This is a genomic window from Streptomyces coelicoflavus (assembly GCF_045041415.1).
Lineage (GTDB): Bacteria > Actinomycetota > Actinomycetes > Streptomycetales > Streptomycetaceae > Streptomyces > Streptomyces coelicoflavus.
The window spans coordinates 4,282,838-4,305,089 of sequence record NZ_CP108218.1 but is presented as its reverse complement, the minus strand read 5'-3'; the positions used below and the strand labels follow the sequence as shown (position 1 = coordinate 4,305,089).

Here is a 22,252-nt window from a genome sequence, read left to right as displayed (position 1 = left end):
GCCTAATGAGACCCCTTTGCCCAGGAAAGTCGGATTGCAGGATTCTTTGCGGCCGTGACCGGGACGACCGCTCAGCGCGCTGTGACCAGCAGCTCCGCCGACGCTTCCCGCCCGGCCATCTCCCGCAGCGGTCCCGGCACGGCCACCAGCTCGGCGTACGTGCCCCGCTGTGCGACCCGGCCCCGGTCCAGGACGATCACCTCGTCCACGGCCCCCAGCCCCGCCAGCCGATGCGTGATCAACAGGGTCGTACGGCCCTCGGTGGCGGCCAGCAGGTCGGCGGTGAGCGCGTCGGCGGTCGGCAGGTCGAGGTGCTCGGCGGGCTCGTCGAGCACCAGGACGGGGAAGTCGGCGAGCAGCGCCCGGGCCAGGGCCAGCCGCTGACGCTGGCCACCGGACAGCCGGGCCCCGTGCTCACCGACCAGCGTGTCCAGGCCGTCGGGCAGGCCGTCGGCCCACTCCAGCAGCCGGGCCCGCGCCAGCGCGTCGCGCAGCTCGCCCTCGGTGGCGTCCTTCCTGGCCAGGAGCAGGTTCTCGCGGACCGAGCTGTCGAAGAGGTGGGCGTCCTGGGCGCACAGCCCGACGAGCCGCCGTACGTCGTCGCCGGCCAGGGCGTAGGCGTCGACGCCGGCCAGCGTGTAGGAGCCCGCGTCCGAGTCGAGGAAGCGCAGCAGCACCTGGGCCAGCGTCGTCTTGCCGGACCCGGACGGTCCGACCACAGCGACGCGGCGTCCCTTCTCCAGCGTCAGGTCCAGCCCCGTCAGCGCGTCCCTGTCCTGCCCGGCGTGGCGCGCGGACAGTCCCTCGAGAACCACCGGGAACGGCGAGGCGGGCGCCTGCCGGGGCGCCGCCGGCTCCCGCACCGGCTCCGGGGCGTCGAGCACCTCGTACACGCGCTCCGCGCTCCGGACCACGCGCTGCCGGTACTGCACCGCGAGCGGCAGCCCGAGCACGGCCTCGAAGGCGGCCAGCGGCGTGAGGACGACGACGGCCACGGCCACGCCGGCGAGTCGGCCGTCGGCGACCGCCTCGACCCCGACGAGCGCGGCGCCCGCGACGGTCAGACCGGAGACGAGCGCCGTGAGTCCGTCGCCCAGCGCGGTGGCGGTGGCGGCACGCGAGGCGATCCGGGTGAGGGCGCCGTCGGCCCGCCGCGCCTCGGCGGCACGACCGGGCAGGGCGCCGGCGACGGTCAGCTCGGCGGTGCCGGTGAGCAGATCCGTCACCCGGGTGGCCAGGACGCCCCTCGCGGGGGCGAGCCTGCGCTCGGCGCGCCGTGCCACGGCGGCGGTGACCAGCGGGACGCCGGCACCGGCCACGAGCAGACCGACTGCCAGTACGGCCCCGGCCTCCGGCAGCAGCCAGGCCGTGAACCCCACCGACGCGGCGGAGACGAACAGAGCGCTGCCGGCGGGCAGCATCCAGCGCAGCCAGTAGTCCTGCAAGGCGTCGACGTCGGCGACGAGCCGGGACAGCAGGTCTCCCCGGCGGCTGCGCCGCAGTCCCGCGGGGGCCAGCCGCTCCAGCCTCCGGTACACGGCGACCCGCGTGTCGGCCAGCATCCGCAGCACGGCGTCGTGCGACACGAGCCGCTCCGCGTAGCGGAACACGGCCCGCCCGATGCCGAAGGCGCGCGTCGCCGTCACGGCCACCATCAGATACAGCACCGGCGGCTGCTCCGAGGCCCGCGAGATGAGGTACCCGGAGGTCGCCATCAGGCCGACCGCGCTGCCGAGCGCCAGGCTGCTGAGCAGCAGGGCCAGGGTGAGCCGCCCGCTCCGGGCGCCGGACATGGCCCGGACCCGGGACAACACGCCTCCCCGCCCCTCCGGAGCGGACCCTGCGGACGCGGTGGGCGCCGCTGCCGGCCCGTCGAGGGAATCCTGGGCGACGACGCGCGAGCGCCCGTCCGCCGCAGCCGGCAGCCCGCTGGTGTCCTCGGCCGCGGCGACAACGGTCGGCGCCTCCAGCCGCACCACCCGGTCGGCCACCTCCAGCAGCGCCGGGCGGTGCACCACCAGCAGGACCGTCCGTCCCCGCGCCAGCCTGCGCACGGCGTCCACGACCTCGGACTCGGTGGCACCGTCCAGGGCCGCCGTCGGCTCGTCGAGCAGCAGCACCGGCCGGTCCGCGAGGAACGCCCTGGCCAGCGCGAGGCGCTGACGCTGTCCGGCGGACAGGCCGGTTCCGTCCTCCCCGAGGACCGTCGCCGTGCCCTCGGGCAGCGCGTCCACGAACTCCAGGGCACCCGCGTCGCCCAGCGCCCGCCGGACGGCCGTGTCGTCGGCGTCGGGCCGGGCCAGCCGTACGTTCTCCGCGATGGTGCCGGCGTACAGGTGCGGATGCTGCGGCACCCAGGCGACGTGGGCGTGCCAGTCGGCGAGATCGAGGGAGGCGAGGTCGGCTCCCCCGACCCGGACCCGTCCGCCGGCCGGGGGCACGAAGCCGAGGAGGACGTTGAGGAGCGTCGACTTGCCCGCGCCGCTGGGGCCGACGAGCGCGACCGTCTCCCCGGGCTCGACGGTGAGGTTCACGTCCCTGACGGCCGCCGCGGCGCGTCCGGGGTAGCGGACCGTCACGTCCTCGAGGGCCAGGGCACCGTCCACCGGAACCCGGTCGGTCCCCGAATCCGGTACCGGACGCTCCAGCACCGAGAAGATGTCCTCGGCGGCGGCGAGACCCTCGGCCGCCGCGTGGTACTGCGCCCCCACCTGCCGCAACGGCAGATAGGCCTCGGGTGCCAGGACCAGCACGACCAGACCGTCGTACAGGGTCATGTCGCCGTGGACGAGGCGCATGCCGATGGTGACGGCGACGAGCGCCACGGACAGCGTGGCGAGCAGTTCCAGCGCGAAGGACGACAGGAAGGCGATCCGCAGGGTCCGCAGGGTCGCCTGGCGATACTCCCCGGTGATGCGCTTGATCGACTCGGCCTGTGCCTTGGCCCGGCCGAAGACCTTCAGCGTCGGCAGCCCCGCGACCACGTCCAGGAAGTGGCCGGACAACCGCGACAGCAGCCGCCACTGGCGGTCCATCCGGGACTGGGTGGCCCAGCCGATCAGCATCATGAAGACCGGGATGAGCGGCAGGGTGCCGACGATGATGGCGGCCGAGACCCAGTCTTCGGTGACGATGCGGGCCAGTACCGCCACGGGCACGACCACCGCGAGGCCCAGTTGCGGCAGATAGCGCGAGAAGTAGTCGTCGAGGGCGTCGACGCCCCGGGTGGCGAGGGCGACCAGTGATCCGGTGCGCTGGCCGCTCAGCCAGCCGGGACCGAGCGCGGTGGCCCGCTCCAGCAGCCGGCCCCGCAGCTCCGACTTCACCGCCGCGCTCGCCCGGTGCGCGGCCAGTTCGGTCAGCCAGCCGACCAGTGCCCGACCACAGGCGACGGCCACCAACAGCAGCAGCGGGGTGCGGAGTCCGGCGGCCGTCGTGCCCTGCTGGAAGGCGCCGACCACCACCTCGGCGATGAGCATCGCCTGCGCGACGAGCAGCCCGGCCCCGAGGGCGCCCAGGGCGACGACCGCCGCAAGGAAGAACCGGGTGGCGCGGGCGTACCCCAGCAGACGTGGATCAATGGGTTTCACGTGAAACGGCCTTCCTGCCCTGTGGGGTGCGTCTCCCTGCGTTTCACGTGAAACGCAGGGAGACGCACCCCCGCTGGACTCAGTGCGCGGCGTCGGCGAGGTGCTGGGTGCCGATGCGCTTGCGGAACACCCAGTACGTCCAGCCCTGGTAGAGCAGGACGACCGGCGTGGCGATCACGGCCAGCCAGGTCATGATCTTCAGCGTGTAGGCACTGGACGAGGCGTTGGTGACGGTGAGGCTCCAGTCCGCGTTCAGCGTCGACGGCATGACGTTCGGGAAGAGCGTCAGGAAGAGCATCGCCACGGCGGCCACGATGGTGACGCCGGACAGGGCGAACGACCAGCCCTCACGCCCCGCCTGGTTCGCCACCAGCGCGGCGACCAGGGCGGCGACGGCCACCAGGAGGGCGACCAGGCTCTTGGCGTCCCCGCTGTCGGCCTGCGTCCAGAGCAGGAAGGCGAGGGCCAGCACGGCCGTGACCAGACCGACCCGCAGGGCCAGGGTCCGCGCCCGCAGACGAATCTCACCGACGGTCTTGAGCGCGGCGAACACCGTCCCGTGGAAGGTGAACAGCGTCAGGGTCACCAGGCCGCCGAGGAGGGCGTACGGGTTGAGCAGGTCCCAGACCGAGCCGACGTACTCCAGGTTCCGGTCGATCTCCACGCCGTGGACGATGTTGCCGAAGGCCACGCCCCACAGGAACGCGGGAATCAGCGAGGTCCAGAAGATCGCCGTCTCCCAGTTGCGCTGCCACTTCTCCTCGGGCCGCTTCACCCGGTACTCGAAGGCGACGCCCCGGACGATCAGGCAGACCAGGATGACCAGCAGGGGGAGGTAGAACCCGGAGAAGAGCGTGGCGTACCACTCGGGGAAGGCGGCGAAGGTGGCACCGCCGGCCGTGAGCAGCCACACCTCGTTGCCGTCCCACACGGGGCCGATGGTGTTGATCAGCACCCGCTTCTCGGCCCGGTTCCGGGCGAGCAGCTTGGTCAGCACACCGATCCCGAAGTCGAAGCCCTCCAGGAAGAAGTAGCCGGTCCACAGGACGGCGATCAGAACGAACCAGACGTCGTGCAGTTCCATGACTGTGCAGCTCCCTCGGCCTAGTACGAGAAGGCCATCGGCTTGTCGGCGTCACGGAGATCGCCGCCGATCTTCGTGGGCGGGTTGAGGTCGGCCTCGGTCAGCTCGGGCGGCCCCGCCTTCACGTACTTGGCCAGGAGCTTGACCTCGATGACGGCCAGGACGGCGTACAGCAGGGTGAAGACGGACATCGAGATGACGACCTCGGCGGTGGAGACACCGGGGGAGACCGCGTCGCGGGTCTGCATCACGCCGTAGACCACCCAGGGCTGGCGGCCCATCTCGGTGAAGATCCAGCCCCAGGAGTTGGCGATCAGCGGGAACGCCATCGTCCACAGCGCCAGCAGCCAGTACACCCGGGAGAGCTTCGTCCCGAGAGGCTTCTTCAGCAGCACCAGATGCGGGACCTCCTCCTCCCCGGTGCGCAGGGCCGGTGGCAGCAGGAACCTCTTCCGGGTCAGCCACAGGCCCAGCAGGCCGAGGGAGAAGGACGCCATGCCGAAGCCGATCATCCAGCGGAAGCCCCAGTAGGCGACGGGGACGATGGGCTTGTAGTCACCGGGGCCGAACTGCTCCTGGAGGGCCTTGTTGGTGTCGTTGATGCCGGGCACGTAGGACTCGAAGTCGCTGTGGGCGAGGAAGGACAGCAGTCCGGGGATCTCCAAGGCGACCTTGTTGTGCCCCTTGTCGACGTCCCCGTAGGCGAAGACGGAGAAGGGCGCCGGCTGCTCGCCGTCCCACAGGGCCTCGGCGGCGGCCATCTTCATCGGCTGCTGCTCGTACATGACCTTGCCGAGGGTGTCGCCGCTGACCGCGGTGAGCAGGCCGCCGACCGCCAGGGTCACCAGGCCGAGCCGGAGCGAGGTCCGCATCACCGGGATGTGCTTCTTGCGCATCAGGTGGAAGGCGGCGATGCCGACCATGAAGGCGCCACCGGTGAGGAAGGCCGCCGAGAAGCTGTGGAAGACCTGGTTGAGGGCGGTGTTCTGGGTGAGGACCTGCCAGAAGTCGGTGAGTTCGGCGCGGCCCTTCTCCTCGTTGATCCGGTAGCCGACGGGGTGCTGCATCCAGGAGTTGGCCGCGAGGATGAAGTACGCCGACAGCAGGGTGCCGATCGAGACCATCCAGATGCAGGCCAGGTGGATCTTCTTGGGCAGCTTGTCCCAGCCGAAGATCCAGAGGCCGATGAAGGTGGACTCGAAGAAGAAGGCGATCAGCGCCTCGAAGGCGAGCGGAGCACCGAAGACATCGCCGACGAAGCGGGAGTAGTCGGACCAGTTCATACCGAACTGGAACTCCTGCACGATGCCGGTGACGACACCCATTGCGATGTTGATCAGGAAGAGCTTGCCCCAGAACTTGGTCGCCCTGAGGTACTTCTCCTTCTCCGTGCGGACCCAGGCGGTCTGCAGTCCGGCCGTGAGGGCGGCCAGCGAGATCGTCAGCGGGACGAACAGGAAGTGGTAGACGGTCGTGATGCCGAACTGCCATCGCGCCAGTGTCTCCGGCGCCAGAGCCAGGTCCACGTCGTCACTCTCCTCACATCGCCACACCGCCGTGGTCAGCGGCAGTTTGAGCGCGTATGTCACACCCAACGCGGGCGCAATCGGGACACGCTTGTGAACGCGTTCACATTCACAAGCAATTATGACCTACAGCTTTTCGACACCGGAAGGGGGGTCCCCTGTGACGTCAACCCCTTCGCCGGATCTTCAGCGAACCGTTGGATTCGAACGGGGAGGAACCGCCCCGTGGCATGCCGAAGCCGCGGGCGGCGCCGGCCGTCCCGCGGCTTCGTGTCCCGCCTCGCGGGGTCTACAGCTCCTTGCGGAACTCCTCCGACACCTTCAGGAAGATGTCGTTCGCCTCGCTCTCCCCGACCGTCACGCGCACGCCCTCCCCCGCGAAGGGCCGGATGACCACACCGGCCTGCTCGCAGGCCTCGGCGAAGGCGAGCGTGCGCTCCCCCAGTCGCAGCCAGACGAAGTTCGCCTGGGTCTCCGGCACCGTCCAGCCCTGCGCGCGCAGGGCGTCGACCACGCGGGTGCGCTCGCACACCAGCGAGCCGACCCGGCCGATCAGCTCGTCCTCCGCACGCAGCGAGGCGATCGCCGCCTCCTGGGCGATCTGGCTGACCCCGAAGGGCACCGCCGTCTTGCGCAGCGCCGCCGCCACCGGCTCGTGCGCGATCGCGAACCCGACCCGCAGTCCCGCCAGACCGTAGGCCTTGGAGAAGGTGCGCAGGACGCAGACGTTGGGCCGCTCACGGTAGAACTCGACACCGTCCGGGACCTCGGCGTCGCGGATGAACTCGCGGTAGGCCTCGTCCAGGACCACCAGCACGTCGCTCGGCACCCGGTCCAGGAAACGCTCCAGCTCGGCCCGCCGCACCACCGTGCCGGTCGGGTTGTTGGGGTTGCAGACGAAGATCAGCCGGGTCCGGTCCGTGATCGCGTCCGCCATCGCGTCGAGGTCGTGCACCTCGCCCGGCGTCAGCGGGACCTGCACGGACGTCGCCCCGCTGATCTGCGCGACGATCGGGTACGCCTCGAAGGAGCGCCAGGCGTAGATCACCTCGTCGCCGGGGCCCGACGTCGCCTGGATCAGCTGCTGGGCCACACCGACCGACCCGGTGCCGGTGGCCAGGTGGGAAAGGGGCACGCCGAAGCGGTCCGACAGCTCGGCCATCAGCGACGTGCAGGCCATGTCCGGGTAGCGGTTGAAGGAGGCGGCGGCAGCCGTCACCGTCTCCATCACTCCCGGCAGGGGCGGATAGGGGTTCTCGTTGGAGGACAGCTTGTAGGCCACCGGGCCGCCGGCCGCGGCGGGCTTGCCCGGCTTGTAGGTGGGAATGCCCTCCAGTTCGGCGCGCAGCTTGGGGCTCTTCTCGCTCACCGCAGTCCTCCTCGTGACCACCACCGGCATCGAATACTTCTCACCTTATGAGGATTCACCGCCGCTGCGTATAGGTGGACCCGAGCCGATCCCCGGGTGACCGGACCTCGTCCGTCACAGCGGCATCAGGGGCATCAGCACACGAAGGCGCACGATTCGGGGGGCGCGCCGCACATATATCTACGCGCCGGTGGCTCGCGCCGTGGCGCGCATCCCTCGTGCAGGTGAGTTGAGACCTCTTCGCAACATCCACCCCATGGCAGGCCCTCACTGGTCAACACGTCAGGTAATGGGATGGGCGCGCTCAACTAGCTTGCTTTCAAAGGCTGTTCACTGTAAATGATCATGCAGAAACGTGACTGTCAACGCGTGCATATGCGTCCGCACTACCCCACCCCATGAGCCCTACTATCGGCTCGCCATGACAGCAGCAGGGAAGCACCAGGTGAGCCGCGCGGAAACCTCACGTCGAGGCAGCCGGCCGGGCCGGGCGGGTATCAGGGACGTGGCCGCCGCCGCCGGAGTATCCATCACTACCGTCTCCGATGCCCTCAACGGCAAGGGCCGACTCCCGGATGCCACCAGGCGCCACGTGCGCGAGGTCGCGGACCGACTGGGCTACCGGCCCTCGGCCGCCGCCCGCACGCTGCGCACCGGCAAGTCCGGACTGATCGGCCTGACCGTGACGACGTACGGGGATGAACCTTTCACCTTCACCGAGTTCGCGTACTTCGCCGAGATGGCGCGCGCCGCCACGTCCGCCGCGCTCGCCCGCGGATACGCCCTCGTCATCCTCCCGGCGACCTCCCGTCACGACGTGTGGTCCAACGTCGCGCTCGACGGCACGGTCGTCATCGACCCCTCCGACCACGATCCGGTCGTCAGCGAACTGGTCCGCCAGGGTCTGCCCGTCGTGTCCGACGGCCGCCCGGCCGGTTCGCTGCCGGTCACCGCCTGGGTCGACAACGACCACGAGGCGGCCGTACTCGGCATCCTGGACCACCTCGCCGACGCCGGCGCCCGCAGGATCGGCCTGCTCACCGGCACCACGACCGACACGTACACCCACCTGTCGACCACCGCCTACCTGCGCTGGTGCGAGCGCGTCGGCCAGGACCCGGTCTACGAGGCCTACCCCGCGCACGACCCGTGCGCCGGCGCGGTCGCCGCGGACCGGCTGCTCGCCCGGCCCGACCGGCCCGACGCCGTCTACGGCCTGTTCGATCCGAACGGCACCGACCTGCTCGCCGCCGCCCGCCGCTACGGCCTGCGCGTCCCCGAGGACCTGCTGCTGGTCTGTTGCAGCGAGTCCACCGTGTACGCCAGCACCGAGCCGCCCATCACCACCCTGTCGCTGAAACCCCGCCGCATCGGCACCGCGGTGATCCAGGTCCTCATCGACGCGATCGAGGGGCTGCACTCCGACCAGCCGGTCGAGCAGGTGATACCGACCGAACTGATCGTGCGTACGTCGTCGCAGCGGCGGCCACCGCGCACGACGGTCAGCCCGCCGCGGTCGCCGGAGGGCGAGTAGGGCGCGCCCCCGTGGGCGGCGCGCCTCGCAGCGGCGTAGCGGCGCACCGTCCTTCGGCGTGTCCGGCCCGAGCGGGACGCGCCGACCGGACGCGAAGGGACGGCGTACGACGGTGAAGGGACGGCGGAGGACGGCAGCGGACGGCGACGGGGGCCGAGCGGGGAACGGCGGCGGAGGGCGGCAGCGGACGGCGACGGCAGCCGAGCGGCGAACGGCGGCGAAACGGGGCGGCGAACGCCACACCCGGCACGTCCGGAACACGACCGTGCCCCGGTTACGGACGGGCGAAGCCGGGCCCAATCGGGGCGAAAGCCGCGGTGAACCGGAGTCCTGTCCTGATTCACCACCCCTGGGTCATCACACAGCGCGATCCGCATTCCTATGATGGGCCCACACACCGCGGGCCGCTGCGACCAGGCAGTCCGAAGCGGTGCAGATGCGGCGCGATGGTGGAGGGGTCGATGACTCAGGGGGCCGGTCAGGGACCCGAGGTGGAGCGGACGGCGACGGTGCGCGACTTCCGGGTACCCGCGTACGTCCACGAGGCCGCTCCGTACGCTGCCCCCGGCATGCACACGGGCGAGTCGGCACCGCCCTCCGAGGAGGGGCTCGACGAGGCCCTGCCCGAGGGCTACACGCCCACTCAGCGCGATCTGCCCGTCATCCGTCGGGGTGACACGGTCCAGGTGGCGGTCGACCCCGAGCCGGTCGCGGTGCAGCAGCCGGCCACCGGTCAGGGCCCCCTGTTCGTCGTCGGCGACGTGCACGGCTACCTGGACGAGCTGCTGGCCGCCCTGCGGGAGAAGGGCCTCGTCGACGACGCCGGCCAGTGGTGCGCGGGCACCTCCCGGCTGTGGTTCCTCGGTGACTTCACCGACCGCGGACCGGACGGCATCGGCGTCATCGACCTGGTGATGCGGCTGTCCGCCGAGGCCGCCGCGGCCGGTGGCTACTGCAAGGCGCTGATGGGCAACCACGAACTGCTGCTGCTCGGCGCCAAGCGGTTCGGCGACACCCCCGTCAACTCCGGCGCGGGCACCGCCACCTTCCAGGCCGCCTGGCTGCTGAACGGCGGCCAGAAGACGGACATGGACCGTTTGCAGGACCACCACCTGCAGTGGATGGCCCGACTCGACGCCATGGAGGAGGTCGACGAACACCTCCTGGTCCACTCGGACGCCACCACCTATCTCGACTACGGCCGCTCCATCGAAGAGGTCAACGACACCGTCCGCGAGACGCTCACGCGCAACGACGCGGAGGAGGTGTGGGACCTGTTCCGCAAGTTCACCAAGCGCTTCTCCTTCCGCGACGAGGGCGGCGCCGACGCCGTGCGCTCACTGCTCGATACGTACGGCGGCACCCGGATCGTTCACGGCCACAGCCCCATCCCCTATCTGCTGGGCGAAGTCGGCTCCGAGGACGGCGAGGACGACACCCGTACGGTCGTCGAGGGCCCGCACGTCTACGCGGACGGCCTGGCCATCGCGATGGACGGCGGTGTGACCATGGCCGGAAAGCTGCTGGTCCAGCAACTCCCGCTGGGGGTCTGACCCTTCACCGGCCGGGATTTCCGGGAGTGCCGTCCGTACCGGGCGGCACCCAATTTCTGGAAACCCCCTGTCACCCTCCACCGTCACCGCTCTACCATCGGCTTATCCGTAGCAGGCTCCCCTCCGTTTCTGCCCGACGGCTCGTTGGCATGCGAGCCCCAAGCCCTACGGAGCATCGGGGGATGCACATGAACAGCGTTCCGCAGTACCTGTCGAACGAGGACCGCCAAGAGTACGAGCGGATCCTCGACGAGGCGCTGCGCTCCGCACCACACCGCCCGGAACTGGCCGCCGTCGGTCAGCGGCTCAACTCCGAACAGCTGCGCACCATGGCACTCAACGCCTCCGCCCTCATCACGGCGGCGGCCACGACCGAGTACCAGCACTACGTGAAGGTCCGCGACGAACTGCGCCACCCGGCGCCGTCGGACCCGTCGACCGCCACGCGCGGATCCGGCTCCCAGGAGCAGGGCACGGGCGCGGGGGGACTCGCCGCCACCATGGGCGAGATGGCGGAGGCGACCGGTGCGGGGGCCGTCGCCGTCGTCGCCGTCCTGGCGCCGGTCCTGGCCGGCACCGCCGCGGCGATCTTCCTCCTGGTCGGCTACCTCCTGAAGATGCTCGACCCCGGGCAGGCCTTCGCGCAGACCATGCTCACCACGGGGTGGGTGTTCGGCGCCGTCACCGCGGTGGCGATCCTCGTCGCCGCCGTGGGACTGCTGCTGACCGCACTGCGCAACCGCCCCTCCGCCGAGTCCGCCTTCTACACCGCGCGCGACGAGGAGGTGGCCCGGGCCAGGGACGCCTGGCACGAGGCCCTGCTGGAACGCGGCATCGTGCCCTTCCTGCGGGACGCGCTCGGCGACCCGGGCGCGGCGGCGCTGCACCGCGCGGGGCCGGCCGCCCCGAGCAGCAGTCGCATGCCGCACCTCGGCTACGGCCGCCCCGGCTTCAGCAGCCCCGACGGGGGATCCGACGCCGGTTCGCGTCCGAGCTACTCGAGTCCGGACTACAGCAGCCCGGACTTCGGTGGCCCGGAACACCGGCCCGAGTAGCCACCGGCACGGGCGGGCAGTGACTCAGAGGATGCCCGCCCGGCCGGCGGCAGTGATCCACGACGGGAACTCGGACAGCAGACGGTCGTACAACTCCGGGTCCGGTACGGTGCCGATGTCGTCGACGGCGAAGAAGCCGACGTTGTCGACGCGGCGGCCCGGCAGGGTGTCGAAACGCTCCAGCACCCCGTAGCCGGCGCGCCCGAGCCCGACGAACTGCCAGAAGACGGGTTCCTCCACGGCCTCCCGCAGCTCCCGCTCGATCTCGGCGTTGCGGTAGACACCGCCGTCGGAGAAGAACAGCACCAGGGTCGGAACCGGTGCCGGGGCGTCCCGCACGAACGCGCGGACCTCGGCGATCACCTTCTGCTCCTCGTTCTGGATGCCGACCGCCCGCATGTCGACCTGCTCGGGGTGCAGGCCCTTCTTCCGGCCTCGCCGGAACAGGCTGATCTCTCCCACGCGGACGTGCAGCCGCAGCCATTCGGGCAGCTCGCCCAGACGCAGGTCGGGCAGGCGCGCCGGGTTCGAGGCGAAGGTCCACGCCTGCATCTCCCCGTCGTCGTCCAACTGCGCGGCGACGGCGGCCATCCGCTCCACGACGTCCGCGACGACGCCCTTGGAGTAGAGGGCGGCCATGGACCCGGAGGCGTCCAGGACGAGGACGACGCGCGCGGTGACCCCGGCCGCCCCGTGCTTGCTCAGGCTCACCGCGACCTGCTCCTTGCGCAGGGACAGCCGCTTGCGCATGTCCACGGGGAGGCGTTCCTCGCCCTTGGCGAGGCGGGGCCCGGGGGCGGCCGGCGCCGCGCTCGGCGGAATGGGCGGCGCGGAGGGTACCGGCGGTGGCGCGGACGCCGCGGGTGGTGCGGACGCCGGGGGAGCCGTGGAGGCCGGAGCAGCCGCGGGGGCCGACGGGCCGGGGGCCGGGGTGGGAGCCTCCGTCGGGGGAGCGTCGTCCACGGTGATGCCGAAGTCCGTGGCCAGCCCCGCGAGTCCGGTGGCGTACCCCTGTCCGACCGCGCGGAACTTCCACTTGCCCTGGCGCCGGTACAACTCGCCGCCGACCAGAGCGGTCTCCGGCCCGGCCGTGATGTCGAACCGGGCCAGTTCGGTGCCCGTCCCGGTGTCCAGCAGCCGCAGCGACAGCCCCGGAACCCGGCCGAACGTCCCGCCGTCCGCCGAGGCACACAGGACGATGCGCTCGACGGCCGGCTCCACCGAACGCAGATCGACCTCGACGGCATCGCTCGTGCCGCCCGCGTCGCCGCCGGGGGCACTCCGCTTGCCCAGGTGCCGCACCGCGCCGGACGTGTGGCGAGGCTGGTTGTAGAAGACGAAGTCACCGTCGTCCCGCACCCGTCCGTCCGACGCGAGCAGCAGCGCCGATGCGTCGACCTCGGGGACGCCCGACCCTGCGGACCACACGAGTACGACGCGTACCGCGGGAGAGTCGACGGCGACGTTGGCACCCTTGCTCAGTGAGGTGGCTGTCATGCCTCCAGTCTGCCGAGCAGGGCCACCGACTGCCTGCGACACTGGCGTCGACTTCGCATCCACGCCTGTCCGGGGGACTCATGCAAGCGCGTACGACACGGCTGACGACAAGAGCCGCGGCAACCGTCATCGGAGTGGCCCTGGCGTCGGGGTGTGCCACGGCTCAGGAGCCGGAGGCCGCCGAGGTGTCGCCCACCACCTCTTCGGCCAGGGCCCGGGCGGAGCCTCTGACGTTGGCGCAGCTCAAGGACCTGGCCTTCAAGGACGGAGAGGTCCCACAGGCCCACGAGCCCCTCTCGGTACAGGGGCCCCCGCCGGAGGGCAGCGAACGCTCCTTCCCGCCCATATCCGTACCTGCCTGCCAGCCACTCGTCGACGTCCGCAGCGGCGAGGGGTCGTTCGCTCACGTCTTCCAGATCTTCAACTGGAAGAAGAACATCATGGGCGGCAACTCGACACTCGCCTCCTATGAGGGAGACGAGGCCGAACAGCGCTTCGCGGAACTCAGGCAGGCCCTCACCACCTGCCGGTCCTACGAGGGCGAGGGCTACGTCGGACCGTTCAAGGTGACCGTGCGGACGGAGACACCGCCACAGGTCGGCGAAGAAGCACTGGCCTTCCGGGAGATCAGTCCTGTGGAGACGGACCCGTTGGGGGACCGCAACGAGCAGTTCATCGTGGTACGCACGGGGAACACCATCGCCACGTTCTCCGAGCTGAGCGTGGGCGCAGACCTGTCGTTCCCCACCGAACTGATCAGTCGGCAGGTACAACGGCTACGGGACGCTCAGCAGCCCTGATCACGGGTTCAGCGGCCGGCCGACGTTCCCGTGGACATCGGCCGGCCGTATCCGCCCGGGTCAGTCCGCCAGCGGCAGGTAGACGCGGTTGCCGGCGGCCGCGAACTCCTTGGACTTCTCCAGCATTCCGGCCCGGATCTCCTCAGGGGTGGCGCCCGCGTCGCCGCCGAACTGTTCTGTGATGCTCCTGCTGATCTTCATCGAGCAGAACTTGGGTCCGCACATGGAGCAGAAGTGCGCCGTCTTGGCGGGCTCGGCCGGCAGGGTCTCGTCGTGGAACTCCCGCGCCGTGTCCGGGTCGAGGGCCAGGTTGAACTGGTCCTCCCACCGGAACTCGAACCGGGCGTCCGACAGCGCGTCGTCCCACTCCTGCGCACCTGGGTGACCCTTGGCGAGGTCGGCGGCATGGGCGGCGATCTTGTAGGTGATGACGCCGGTCTTGACGTCGTCACGGTTGGGCAGGCCCAGGTGTTCCTTGGGCGTGACGTAGCAGAGCATGGCCGTGCCCCACCAGGCGATCATCGCGGCACCGATGCCGGAGGTGATGTGGTCGTACGCCGGCGCGACGTCCGTCGTCAGCGGGCCGAGCGTATAGAACGGAGCTTCATCGCAGATCTCCTGCTGAAGGTCGATGTTCTCCTTGATCTTGTGCATCGGGACATGGCCCGGGCCCTCGATCATGGTCTGTACGTTGCAACGCTTGGCGATCCGGTTGAGTTCCCCGAGGGTGCGCAACTCGGCGAACTGCGCCTCGTCGTTGGCGTCCGCGATCGACCCCGGCCGCAGGCCGTCGCCGAGGGAGTACGTGACGTCGTAGGCGGCGAGGATCTCGCAGAGCTCCTCGAAGTTCTCGTACAGGAACGACTCCTTGTGGTGCGCCAGGCACCACGCCGCCATGATCGAGCCGCCGCGCGAGACGATGCCGGTCTTGCGGTTCGCGGTCAGCGGTACGTACGGAAGGCGCACACCCGCGTGGACCGTCATGTAGTCCACGCCCTGTTCGGCCTGTTCGATCACGGTGTCCTTGTAGATCTCCCAGGTCAGTTCCTCGGCCCGGCCGTCGACCTTCTCCAGGGCCTGGTAGAGCGGCACGGTGCCGATGGGGACGGGGGAGTTGCGCAGGACCCACTCGCGGGTGGTGTGGATGTTGCGGCCGGTGGAGAGGTCCATGACCGTGTCGGCGCCCCACCGGGTCGCCCAGGTCATCTTGTCGACCTCCTCCTCGATGGAGGACGTCACCGCCGAGTTGCCGATGTTGGCGTTGACCTTCACCAGGAACCGCTTGCCGATGATCATCGGCTCGATCTCGGGATGGTTGACGTTGGCGGGCAGTACGGCACGCCCCGCGGCGATCTCCTCGCGGACCACTTCCGGCGAGACGTTCTCCCGGACGGCCACGTACTCCATCTCCGGGGTGACCTCGCCCCTTCGTGCGTACGCGAGCTGCGTGACCGCCGCGCCGTTCCGGCCCCGGCGCGGCTGACGCGGCCGGCCGGGGAAGACGGCGTCGAGGTTGCGCAGCCCGCCGCGCGGCGAGGTGTGCTTGATTCCGTCGTCCTCGGGACGGACGGGGCGGCCCGCGTACTCCTCGGTGTCGCCGCGAGCGATGATCCAGTTCTCCCGCAGCGGCGCAAGCCCCCTGCGGACATCGGTGTCGACGAGCGGATCGGTGTACGGGCCCGAGGTGTCGTACAGCGTGACCGACTGCCCGTTGGTGAGGTGCACCTGACGGACCGGCACCCGCAGGTCGGGGCGCGAGCCCTCGACGTACGCCTTGTGCCAGCCGACGGACTTCCCGGCCTCCGTGTGCTCCGCGGCGTCCGCGGTGTCCGCCTGGGCGGGGTTCTGCGTGGAGGCAGGCGTGCGTGCGTCCTTGATGGTCATGAGACCTACTCCCTACGCCGGCATTACCCGGTAACAGGTTCGGCGGTCGACGCAGCGGCTTCCGTCCGACGGTGCTTCGTGGGATTCGTCACTCGGCTTCGGTGACGTTTCCCGTGAAACATCGCTGGGACGGAGGTCAGCGCCCTCTCAGCCCGGTGCTCCGAGCTCCCGCGTGTACAAAGGTGCCTCCACGCTAGCGCCCATTCGGGCGCGGTGACCAGAGGGCCCCCTTCGTTCTTGCGATGATCGGGCGGTGACCACACCGCAGCCCCCGTCTTTTCCACCGCGCCGGCCCCGCCGCGGACCGAACGCCGAAGAGGGCGACGGTCGTACAACCGGCCATGTCCCCGTCGTCACTCACGGCGCGAGCGACGGCGGACCCGAGGCTGGTCACGGCCGCACCGGGAGCCACGACAGCGGTGCGGGGGACGGGCACGGCGGCGCGGAGGGCGGCGGGCACGGCGCGGGCGGCGGGCACGGCGCGGGCGGCGGGCACGGCGCGGGCGGCGGGCACGGCGCGGGCGGCGGGCACGGCGCGGGCGGCGGGCACGGCTCAGGGGGCGCACACGGCACGGGCGGCGGACACGGGCACTCGCACGGTCACGGGCCCGCGGCACCCGTCTCCCGGCACCTGCGGAAGGTCATCGCGGCGGTCCTGATTCCTTTCGCCGCGGCCGTGCTGGTCGGGCTCGCGGTGCTGTGGCCGGGCGGTGCGCCGTCCCACGAGCGCACCGGCGTCGGCTTCGACCGGCAGACACAGCAGGCCACCGTCACCAAGGTGGTCGAGCTGAGCTGCCAGGCGGTCAACGGCTCGGGCGCCACCCCTACCGGCGACACGTCCACCGCCGAGGGTTCCTCCGCGGTGCAGCAGGCGAAGGGCGAGTGCAAGCGGGCCACCATCCGCGTCGACACCGGCGACGACAAGGGCCGTACGTTCGACGAGATCGTGCAGCCGGACCAGTCCCGGCAGCTGCACGAGGGGCAGAAGGTGGTGGTCGCCTACGAACCCTCCGCGCCCGAGGACCTTCAGTACTCGGTGACCGACATCAACCGTCGGCTCCCCCTGGCGCTGCTCGCCGGCATCTTCGCCCTCGCCGTCGTGGTCGTCGGACGACTGCGCGGCCTCATGGCGCTGATCTCGCTGGCCCTCAGCTTCCTGCTGCTGAACTTCTTCATCCTGCCCGCGATCCTGCAGGGTTCGAACCCCCTGGTCGTGGCCGTGGTCGGATCCAGCGCCATCATGCTGATCGCCCTGTACCTGTGCCATGGGCTGTCCGCCCGCACCTCCGTGGCGGTGCTCGGTACGTTGATCTCGTTGTTGCTGATCGGCGTGCTGGGGTCGCTGTTCATCGGCTGGGCCGCGCTCACCGGCAACACGGACGACAACACGGGCCTCATCCACGGCCTGTATCCGTCCATCGACATGAGCGGTCTGCTGCTCGCCGGGGTCATCATCGGTTCGCTCGGTGTCCTCGACGACGTGACCGTCACCCAGACCTCGGCGGTCTGGGAGCTCCACGAGGCCAACCCGACGATGGGCTGGCGCGGCCTGTACCGCGCGGGCATCCGCATCGGCCGCGACCACATCGCCTCGGTCGTGAACACACTGGTGCTCGCCTACGCGGGCGCCGCGCTGCCCCTGCTGCTGCTGTTCTCGATCGCACAGAGCGGGGTGGGGACGGTCGCCAACAGCGAGCTGGTCGCCGAGGAGATCGTGCGTACGTTGGTCGGCTCGATCGGCCTGGTGGCCTCCGTACCGGTCACCACGGCGCTCGCCGCCCTGGTCGTGTCGGCGGACCGGCCGGCCCGGGCCGCGGGGGCGGCAACCACCGCGGCGGCGCCCGCACGGAGCGGGCGGGGACGTCGCCGTAAGCGCTGACGCGTGGGGCGAAGCGTTACGCCGGCGCCGCAGGCGTGCCGGAACGGTTCAGCCCGCGCTCTGTTCCTCCGCCAGGATGCGGTCCAGGGCCTCGTCGAGGTGACTGTCGAAGTCGGCGAGCGCGCCCTCCTGACCGAGGGGCACCAGCTTGTCGGTGCGGTCGAGAAAGGCCACGAGGGGCGCGGCCGAGGAGCGGAACAGCGCCTGATCGCTGCCGACCTGAAGACGGATCAGCACCTCGGCCAGCGGCTCGGGATCGACCGGCGCGATGCGCACGTCACCGTCGCCGCACGGCCCGCCCACCCCGTCGACCAGCAGCTCCCGGCCGAAGGCCCAGGTCACCGGCGCGTCTCCGGGCAGGTGGAAGGTCAGTCGTACGGCATAGGGATCACGGGTCTCGTACCGCAGCTCCACCGGGATGCGGAACGAGAGCTCCTCGGACACGAGAAAGCTCATCATGACCTCTGCCTGTACGGACTCGCCCATTCGCCTACCCCGTCATTCGCCGTCGACTGTCCGGGAATCAAACCTCTAACACTGGTGGCATCTTGCTCAACGTACACACCAGATCACAAGGAGTGAGTTTTCAGATACTGATAGAGAGCGCGAGCGAACCCAGACGGCGACCCACTTCGTTCTGCAAACGCTGTACCGCGGGCAGCAACCGGCCCGCCTGGTGGAGGGGCAGTGAGATGGCCATCGTCGCGGCCGTGGTGCCGACGGTGATCGGGATCGCCGCGCAGACCGTGCCGAGCGCGTACTCCTGGCGCTCGGTCACCGGCGTCATCCGGCGCATGCGTTCCAGCCGTTTCAGCAGGCTGTGTCCGTCACGCACCGTGTACGGCGTGACCGGCTGCACCGGATAGCGGTCCAGGTGGTCACGGCGGGCGTCCTCGTCCAACTGGGACAGCAGGCACTGCCCGATGGCGTGGGCGTGCCCCGTCTCCCGGAAGTCCGCCCATTCCTCGACCGCCGGATTGCCCGGGGTGTCGGAGACGCACATGACCTCGATCTCGCCGTCCCGGTACATGGCGTAGTACACGGGGACGCCGATGGCGTCCCGCCAGCGCGCCATGGTGTCGACGACCGTGCTGCGACGTTTCTGCTCGGCTCCGCTGCCGCTCAGCCGCTCGGCGGCCTCGCCGAGGAAGAACAGTCCCTTGTCCCGGCGCAGGTAGCCCTCGTGCACCAGAGTGCGCAGCAGGTGGTACGCCGTGGGCAGCGCCAGCCCCGTCTCACGGGCCAGTTGTTTGGCGGGGGCCCCGTACTCGTGCTCGGCAACACACTCGAGCAGGCGCATCGCCCGCTGCACCGAGCCGATCAGGGTGGCGGAGGGCGGGTCGGCAGCGGGTGGCGCGGGGGATGTCCGAGGCGTCGAGCGGGGCTGCACGGGAAGGGCGTGCAGCTGAGCGAATGCGGTGTCAGCCGTGGCCAAGGGTCACTCCCGGAACGCGAGGTGGCAGCCCGTGCGGAGAACACGGGTGGGGGTGTACGCCGTTCGCGAGGTCGCCCCCGCGTGGAGTTCCGGACTCTAACCGCTGGTCACCGCTCACCGACGGCTCGCCCGGGAAACTTCCCCCGGCCGAGGGAACCGGTGGTTCCTGTTACCACCACCGGTGCCCCACCCCGCTCACCAGTCGCTGCGCGAAGACGAGCTCGACATGAACTTGCGTACGACGTAGATCAGTCCGCCGACGAGCGCGACGAAGACCAGCAGCTTGAACAGCAGTCCGATCACGAACCCGACCACGCTGGCGATCAGCCCGCCGAACACGACCAGGGCGATGACCGGCACCGCGATCCACTTCACCCACCACGGCAGTCCCGTGAAGATCTCTCGCATCGCCCTTGCCCTCACCTTCGGGGAGTCCCAGGAGTCCTGGGGGATCCTCTGTATGTCCTGCACTCGATGCTAGAGCCGTGAGCACCACGGCAGGGGCTCCGCATCCCTTGTCTCCCCCTGACCGATCCCCTAGGGAACCCGGAGGCCCCTCTCAGCTCTCCGGCGGAGAGAACACCACCAGAACCCGCAGGTCCTCGCTGATGTGGTGGAACTTGTGGGCGACTCCGGCCGGCACGTAGACCACACTGCCGCGGGCGACCTGGGTGGTCTCCATGCCCACGGTGATCGCGGCCCGCCCGCTCACCACGAAGTACACCTCGTCCTGTGCGTGCGGTTTCTGCGGGTCGGCCGTCCCCGCGTCGAGGGCGTACAGGCCGACCGACATGTTCCGCTCGCGCAGGAACTGCAGGTAGGCACCGTCGTTGGCGGCGCGCTCCGCCTCCAGTTCGTCCAGCCGGAATGCCTTCATCGCCTCGTCCGTCCCTGCCTCACCGTTCGTTTCCGATCGCGTCTGCCACGATCAGACACATGAAGAATTTCCTAGTCAAGACGATCGCCAACGCCGGCGCCCTCGCCGTCGCCGTGTGGCTGCTCGACAAGATCACCCTGACCGGCGGCAGCACCGGGGAGAAGGCCGTCACCCTGATCGTGGTCGCCCTGGTGTTCGGCCTGGTCAACATGGTGGTGAAGCCCATCGTGCAGCTGCTGACCTTCCCGCTGTTCATCCTGACTCTCGGCCTGTTCACGCTGGTGGTCAATGCCCTGATGCTGTTGCTCACGTCGTGGGTGGCCGACCAGCTCGACGTGAGCTTCCACGTCGACGGGTTCTGGACCGCCGTCCTGGGCGGCCTGATCATCTCGATCGTCTCCTGGGCCCTCAACGCGTTCCTGCCCGACGGGGACTGAGCCCGATGACCTACCGCGTCTGTTTCGTGTGCACGGGCAATATCTGCCGCTCCCCGATGGCCGAGGCCGTCTTCCACGCGCGCGTGGCGGACGCCGGGCTCGACGACCTGGTCGAGGCGGACAGCGCCGGCACCGGCGGCTGGCACGAGGGCGAGGGCGCCGACCCGCGCACCGTGGCCGTCCTGGCGGAGAACGGCTACGGCCTCGACCACACGGCCCGGCAGTTCCAGCAGTCCTGGTTCTCCCGTCTCGACCTGGTCGTCGCCCTCGACGCCGGGCATCTGCGGGCCCTGCGGCGCCTCGCCCCCACGGAGCGGGACGCGGCCAAGGTGCGCCTGCTGCGGTCGTACGACCCCGTGGCCGACGGCGGTGACCTGGACGTCCCGGACCCGTACTACGGAGGCCTGGACGGTTTCGGGGAGTGCCTTGAGATGGTGGAAGCGGCGAGCACCGGACTGCTCGCCGCGGTACGCGAGCAAGTGGAAGGACGGGCGGCATGAGCGATTCCGCTACCAACGGCAGCACCGGTACGGGCGGGCGGGGACCCGCTTCCGGCCCCGGTGACGGCACGCGCGCGGTACGCGCCGGGCTGCCCGAACCCGTCAAGCACGAGCCAACCCTGCCCGGCCCGGTGTTCGCCGCCCACTTCCACCTGCCGGGCGACCCGACCGGTCCGTACACCTACGGCCGCGACGAGAACCCGACCTGGACCCACCTCGAGAGCGCCATCGGCGAGCTGGAGGCGCCCGGGCAGGACGGCGTCGAGATGCTCGTCTTCGCCTCGGGCATGGCCGCCATCTCCTCGGTGCTCTTCTCGCAACTGCGGGCCGGCGACACGGCCGTCCTGCCCGACGACGGTTACCAGGCGCTGCCGCTGGTCCGGGCACAGCTGGAGGCGTACGGCATCGAGGTGCGCACCGCGCCGACCGGCCAGGACGCCCAGCTCGACGTGCTGGACGGGGCGAAGCTGCTGTGGATCGAGACGCCGTCGAACCCGGGGCTCGACGTGTGCGACGTGCGGCGGCTGGCGGAGGCGGCACACGCGCGCGGCGCCCTGGTCGCCGTCGACAACACCCTCGCCACACCGCTCGGGCAGCGTCCGCTGGAGCTCGGCGCCGACTTCTCGGTGGCCAGCGGCACCAAGCAGCTCACCGGCCACGGAGACGTCCTGCTGGGCTACGTGGCCGGCCGCGACGCGGGGGCGATGGCCGCCGTACGGCGCTGGCGAAAGATCGTCGGTGCGATCCCCGGGCCCATGGAGGCCTGGCTCGCGCACCGCTCGATCGCCACCCTCCAGCTGCGCGTGGACCGGCAGGACGCCACCGCGCTCCGGGTGGCCGAGGCACTCCGGTCCCGGCCCGAGATCACCGGCCTGCGCCATCCCGGGCTGCCCGACGACCCGTCCCACAAGGTCGCCTCGCAGCAGATGCTGCGCTACGGCTGTGTCGTCTCCTTCACGTTGCCCTCGCGCGCGCGTGCCGATCGATTTCTCGACGCGCTGCACCTCGTCGAGGGCGCGACGAGCTTCGGCGGGGTGCGTTCCACCGCTGAGCGGCGCGGGCGCTGGGGCGGCGACGCGGTGCCCGAAGGCTTCATCCGGCTCTCGGTCGGCGCGGAGGATCCCGACGACCTGGTAGCCGATCTGCTGCGCGCGCTGGACGAGACGGCGGACTGACGCCGGCCGGTCCGGCCGGGTACGACGGACGGTCCGAGCCTCCCCCCTCGTGGCTCG

The 22,252-nt window shown here is 70.7% G+C and carries 18 protein-coding genes and 1 riboswitch; of the genes, 8 read left to right on the top strand and 10 right to left on the bottom strand.

All coding sequences use genetic code 11. The features are described 5' to 3' along the window. Nucleotides 1-71 precede the first annotated feature (71 nt). From cydD to hisC, 4 genes are all read right to left on the bottom strand, one after another. Nucleotides 72-3,590 carry a thiol reductant ABC exporter subunit CydD gene (gene cydD / locus OHA99_RS18990; RefSeq protein ID WP_405696863.1) on the bottom strand — a complete coding sequence of 1,173 codons (3,519 nt, stop codon included), beginning with the start codon at nt 3,588-3,590 and terminating at the stop codon, nt 72-74. Between the two features lie 79 nt (nt 3,591-3,669). After that, nucleotides 3,670-4,674 carry a cytochrome d ubiquinol oxidase subunit II gene (gene cydB / locus OHA99_RS18985; protein ID WP_153178951.1) on the bottom strand — a complete coding sequence of 335 codons (1,005 nt, stop codon included), beginning with the start codon at nt 4,672-4,674 and terminating at the stop codon, nt 3,670-3,672. Between the two features lie 20 nt (nt 4,675-4,694). After that, on the bottom strand, nt 4,695-6,200 hold the full coding sequence (locus OHA99_RS18980) for a cytochrome ubiquinol oxidase subunit I (protein WP_153178950.1): 1,506 nt from the start codon (nt 6,198-6,200) through the stop codon (nt 4,695-4,697). Between the two features lie 289 nt (nt 6,201-6,489). Continuing rightward, on the bottom strand, nt 6,490-7,569 hold the full coding sequence (gene hisC / locus OHA99_RS18975; protein ID WP_153178949.1) for a histidinol-phosphate transaminase: 1,080 nt from the start codon (nt 7,567-7,569) through the stop codon (nt 6,490-6,492). Nucleotides 7,570-7,990: 421 nt separating this feature from the next. On the opposite strand from hisC, the gene OHA99_RS18970 reads away from it, so the two are divergent. The 3 genes from OHA99_RS18970 to OHA99_RS18960 all read left to right on the top strand — a co-directional run bounded on the left by OHA99_RS18970 (nt 7,991) and on the right by OHA99_RS18960 (nt 11,711). After that, complete coding sequence (locus OHA99_RS18970) at nt 7,991-9,103, top strand: LacI family DNA-binding transcriptional regulator (protein ID WP_003975000.1); 1,113 nt, start codon at nt 7,991-7,993, stop codon at nt 9,101-9,103. Between the two features lie 446 nt (nt 9,104-9,549). After that, complete coding sequence (gene sppA, locus OHA99_RS18965) at nt 9,550-10,656, top strand: Ser/Thr/Tyr protein phosphatase SppA (protein WP_153178948.1); 1,107 nt, start codon at nt 9,550-9,552, stop codon at nt 10,654-10,656. A gap of 182 nt (nt 10,657-10,838) precedes the next feature. Next, nucleotides 10,839-11,711: a hypothetical protein gene (locus OHA99_RS18960; protein ID WP_153178947.1), complete on the top strand. Its 873-nt coding sequence runs from the start codon at nt 10,839-10,841 to the stop codon at nt 11,709-11,711. 24 nt (nt 11,712-11,735) lie between these two features. On the opposite strand, the gene OHA99_RS18955 is transcribed toward OHA99_RS18960, so the two are convergent. Further along, nucleotides 11,736-13,208 carry a VWA domain-containing protein gene (locus OHA99_RS18955; RefSeq protein WP_405696859.1) on the bottom strand — a complete coding sequence of 491 codons (1,473 nt, stop codon included), beginning with the start codon at nt 13,206-13,208 and terminating at the stop codon, nt 11,736-11,738. 233 nt (nt 13,209-13,441) lie between these two features. Here OHA99_RS18955 and OHA99_RS18950 point away from each other — a divergent pair, with 233 nt between their 5' ends. After that, nucleotides 13,442-14,008: a hypothetical protein gene (locus OHA99_RS18950; protein ID WP_228126166.1), complete on the top strand. Its 567-nt coding sequence runs from the start codon at nt 13,442-13,444 to the stop codon at nt 14,006-14,008. 60 nt (nt 14,009-14,068) lie between these two features. On the opposite strand, the gene thiC is transcribed toward OHA99_RS18950, so the two are convergent. After that, nucleotides 14,069-15,892 (bottom strand): phosphomethylpyrimidine synthase ThiC, encoded by a 1,824-nt coding sequence (thiC, locus tag OHA99_RS18945; protein ID WP_153178944.1) that lies wholly within the window; start codon nt 15,890-15,892, stop codon nt 14,069-14,071. Next, a riboswitch (TPP riboswitch) is annotated at nt 15,885-16,074 on the bottom strand. Its footprint overlaps the gene before it by 8 nt. A 71-nt stretch (nt 16,075-16,145) precedes the next feature. On the opposite strand from thiC, the gene OHA99_RS18940 reads away from it, so the two are divergent. Next, a complete protein-coding gene (locus tag OHA99_RS18940; protein ID WP_405696856.1) occupies nt 16,146-17,771 on the top strand; it encodes a YibE/F family protein in 1,626 nt (541 codons plus the stop codon). A gap of 48 nt (nt 17,772-17,819) precedes the next feature. On the opposite strand, the gene OHA99_RS18935 is transcribed toward OHA99_RS18940, so the two are convergent. The 4 genes from OHA99_RS18935 to OHA99_RS18920 all read right to left on the bottom strand — a co-directional run bounded on the left by OHA99_RS18935 (nt 17,820) and on the right by OHA99_RS18920 (nt 20,083). Next, nucleotides 17,820-18,257 (bottom strand): SsgA family sporulation/cell division regulator, encoded by a 438-nt coding sequence (locus OHA99_RS18935; RefSeq protein WP_153178942.1) that lies wholly within the window; start codon nt 18,255-18,257, stop codon nt 17,820-17,822. A gap of 100 nt (nt 18,258-18,357) precedes the next feature. After that, a complete protein-coding gene (locus tag OHA99_RS18930) occupies nt 18,358-19,083 on the bottom strand; it encodes an IclR family transcriptional regulator (RefSeq protein WP_153181864.1) in 726 nt (241 codons plus the stop codon). A 318-nt stretch (nt 19,084-19,401) separates the two neighbouring features. Further along, on the bottom strand, nt 19,402-19,614 hold the full coding sequence (locus tag OHA99_RS18925) for a DUF5326 family protein (RefSeq protein ID WP_007388908.1): 213 nt from the start codon (nt 19,612-19,614) through the stop codon (nt 19,402-19,404). A 151-nt stretch (nt 19,615-19,765) separates the two neighbouring features. Further along, a complete protein-coding gene (locus OHA99_RS18920) occupies nt 19,766-20,083 on the bottom strand; it encodes a cupin domain-containing protein (RefSeq protein ID WP_053133839.1) in 318 nt (105 codons plus the stop codon). A gap of 59 nt (nt 20,084-20,142) precedes the next feature. On the opposite strand from OHA99_RS18920, the gene OHA99_RS18915 reads away from it, so the two are divergent. From OHA99_RS18915 to OHA99_RS18905, 3 genes are read left to right on the top strand one after another with little or no spacing between them, the layout of a single operon-like run. Then, the gene (locus tag OHA99_RS18915) at nt 20,143-20,520 is read left to right on the top strand and encodes a phage holin family protein (protein ID WP_153178941.1); all 378 of its coding nucleotides are present in this window, start codon (nt 20,143-20,145) and stop codon (nt 20,518-20,520) included. Nucleotides 20,521-20,525: 5 nt separating this feature from the next. After that, entirely contained in the window at nt 20,526-21,020 is a 495-nt protein-coding gene (locus OHA99_RS18910) for a low molecular weight protein-tyrosine-phosphatase (RefSeq protein ID WP_153178940.1), read from the top strand. Then, on the top strand, nt 21,017-22,195 hold the full coding sequence (locus OHA99_RS18905; protein WP_405696851.1) for a cystathionine gamma-lyase: 1,179 nt from the start codon (nt 21,017-21,019) through the stop codon (nt 22,193-22,195). The genes OHA99_RS18910 and OHA99_RS18905 overlap by 4 nt, the downstream gene beginning before the upstream one ends. The last annotated feature ends 57 nt before the right edge of the window (nt 22,196-22,252 follow it).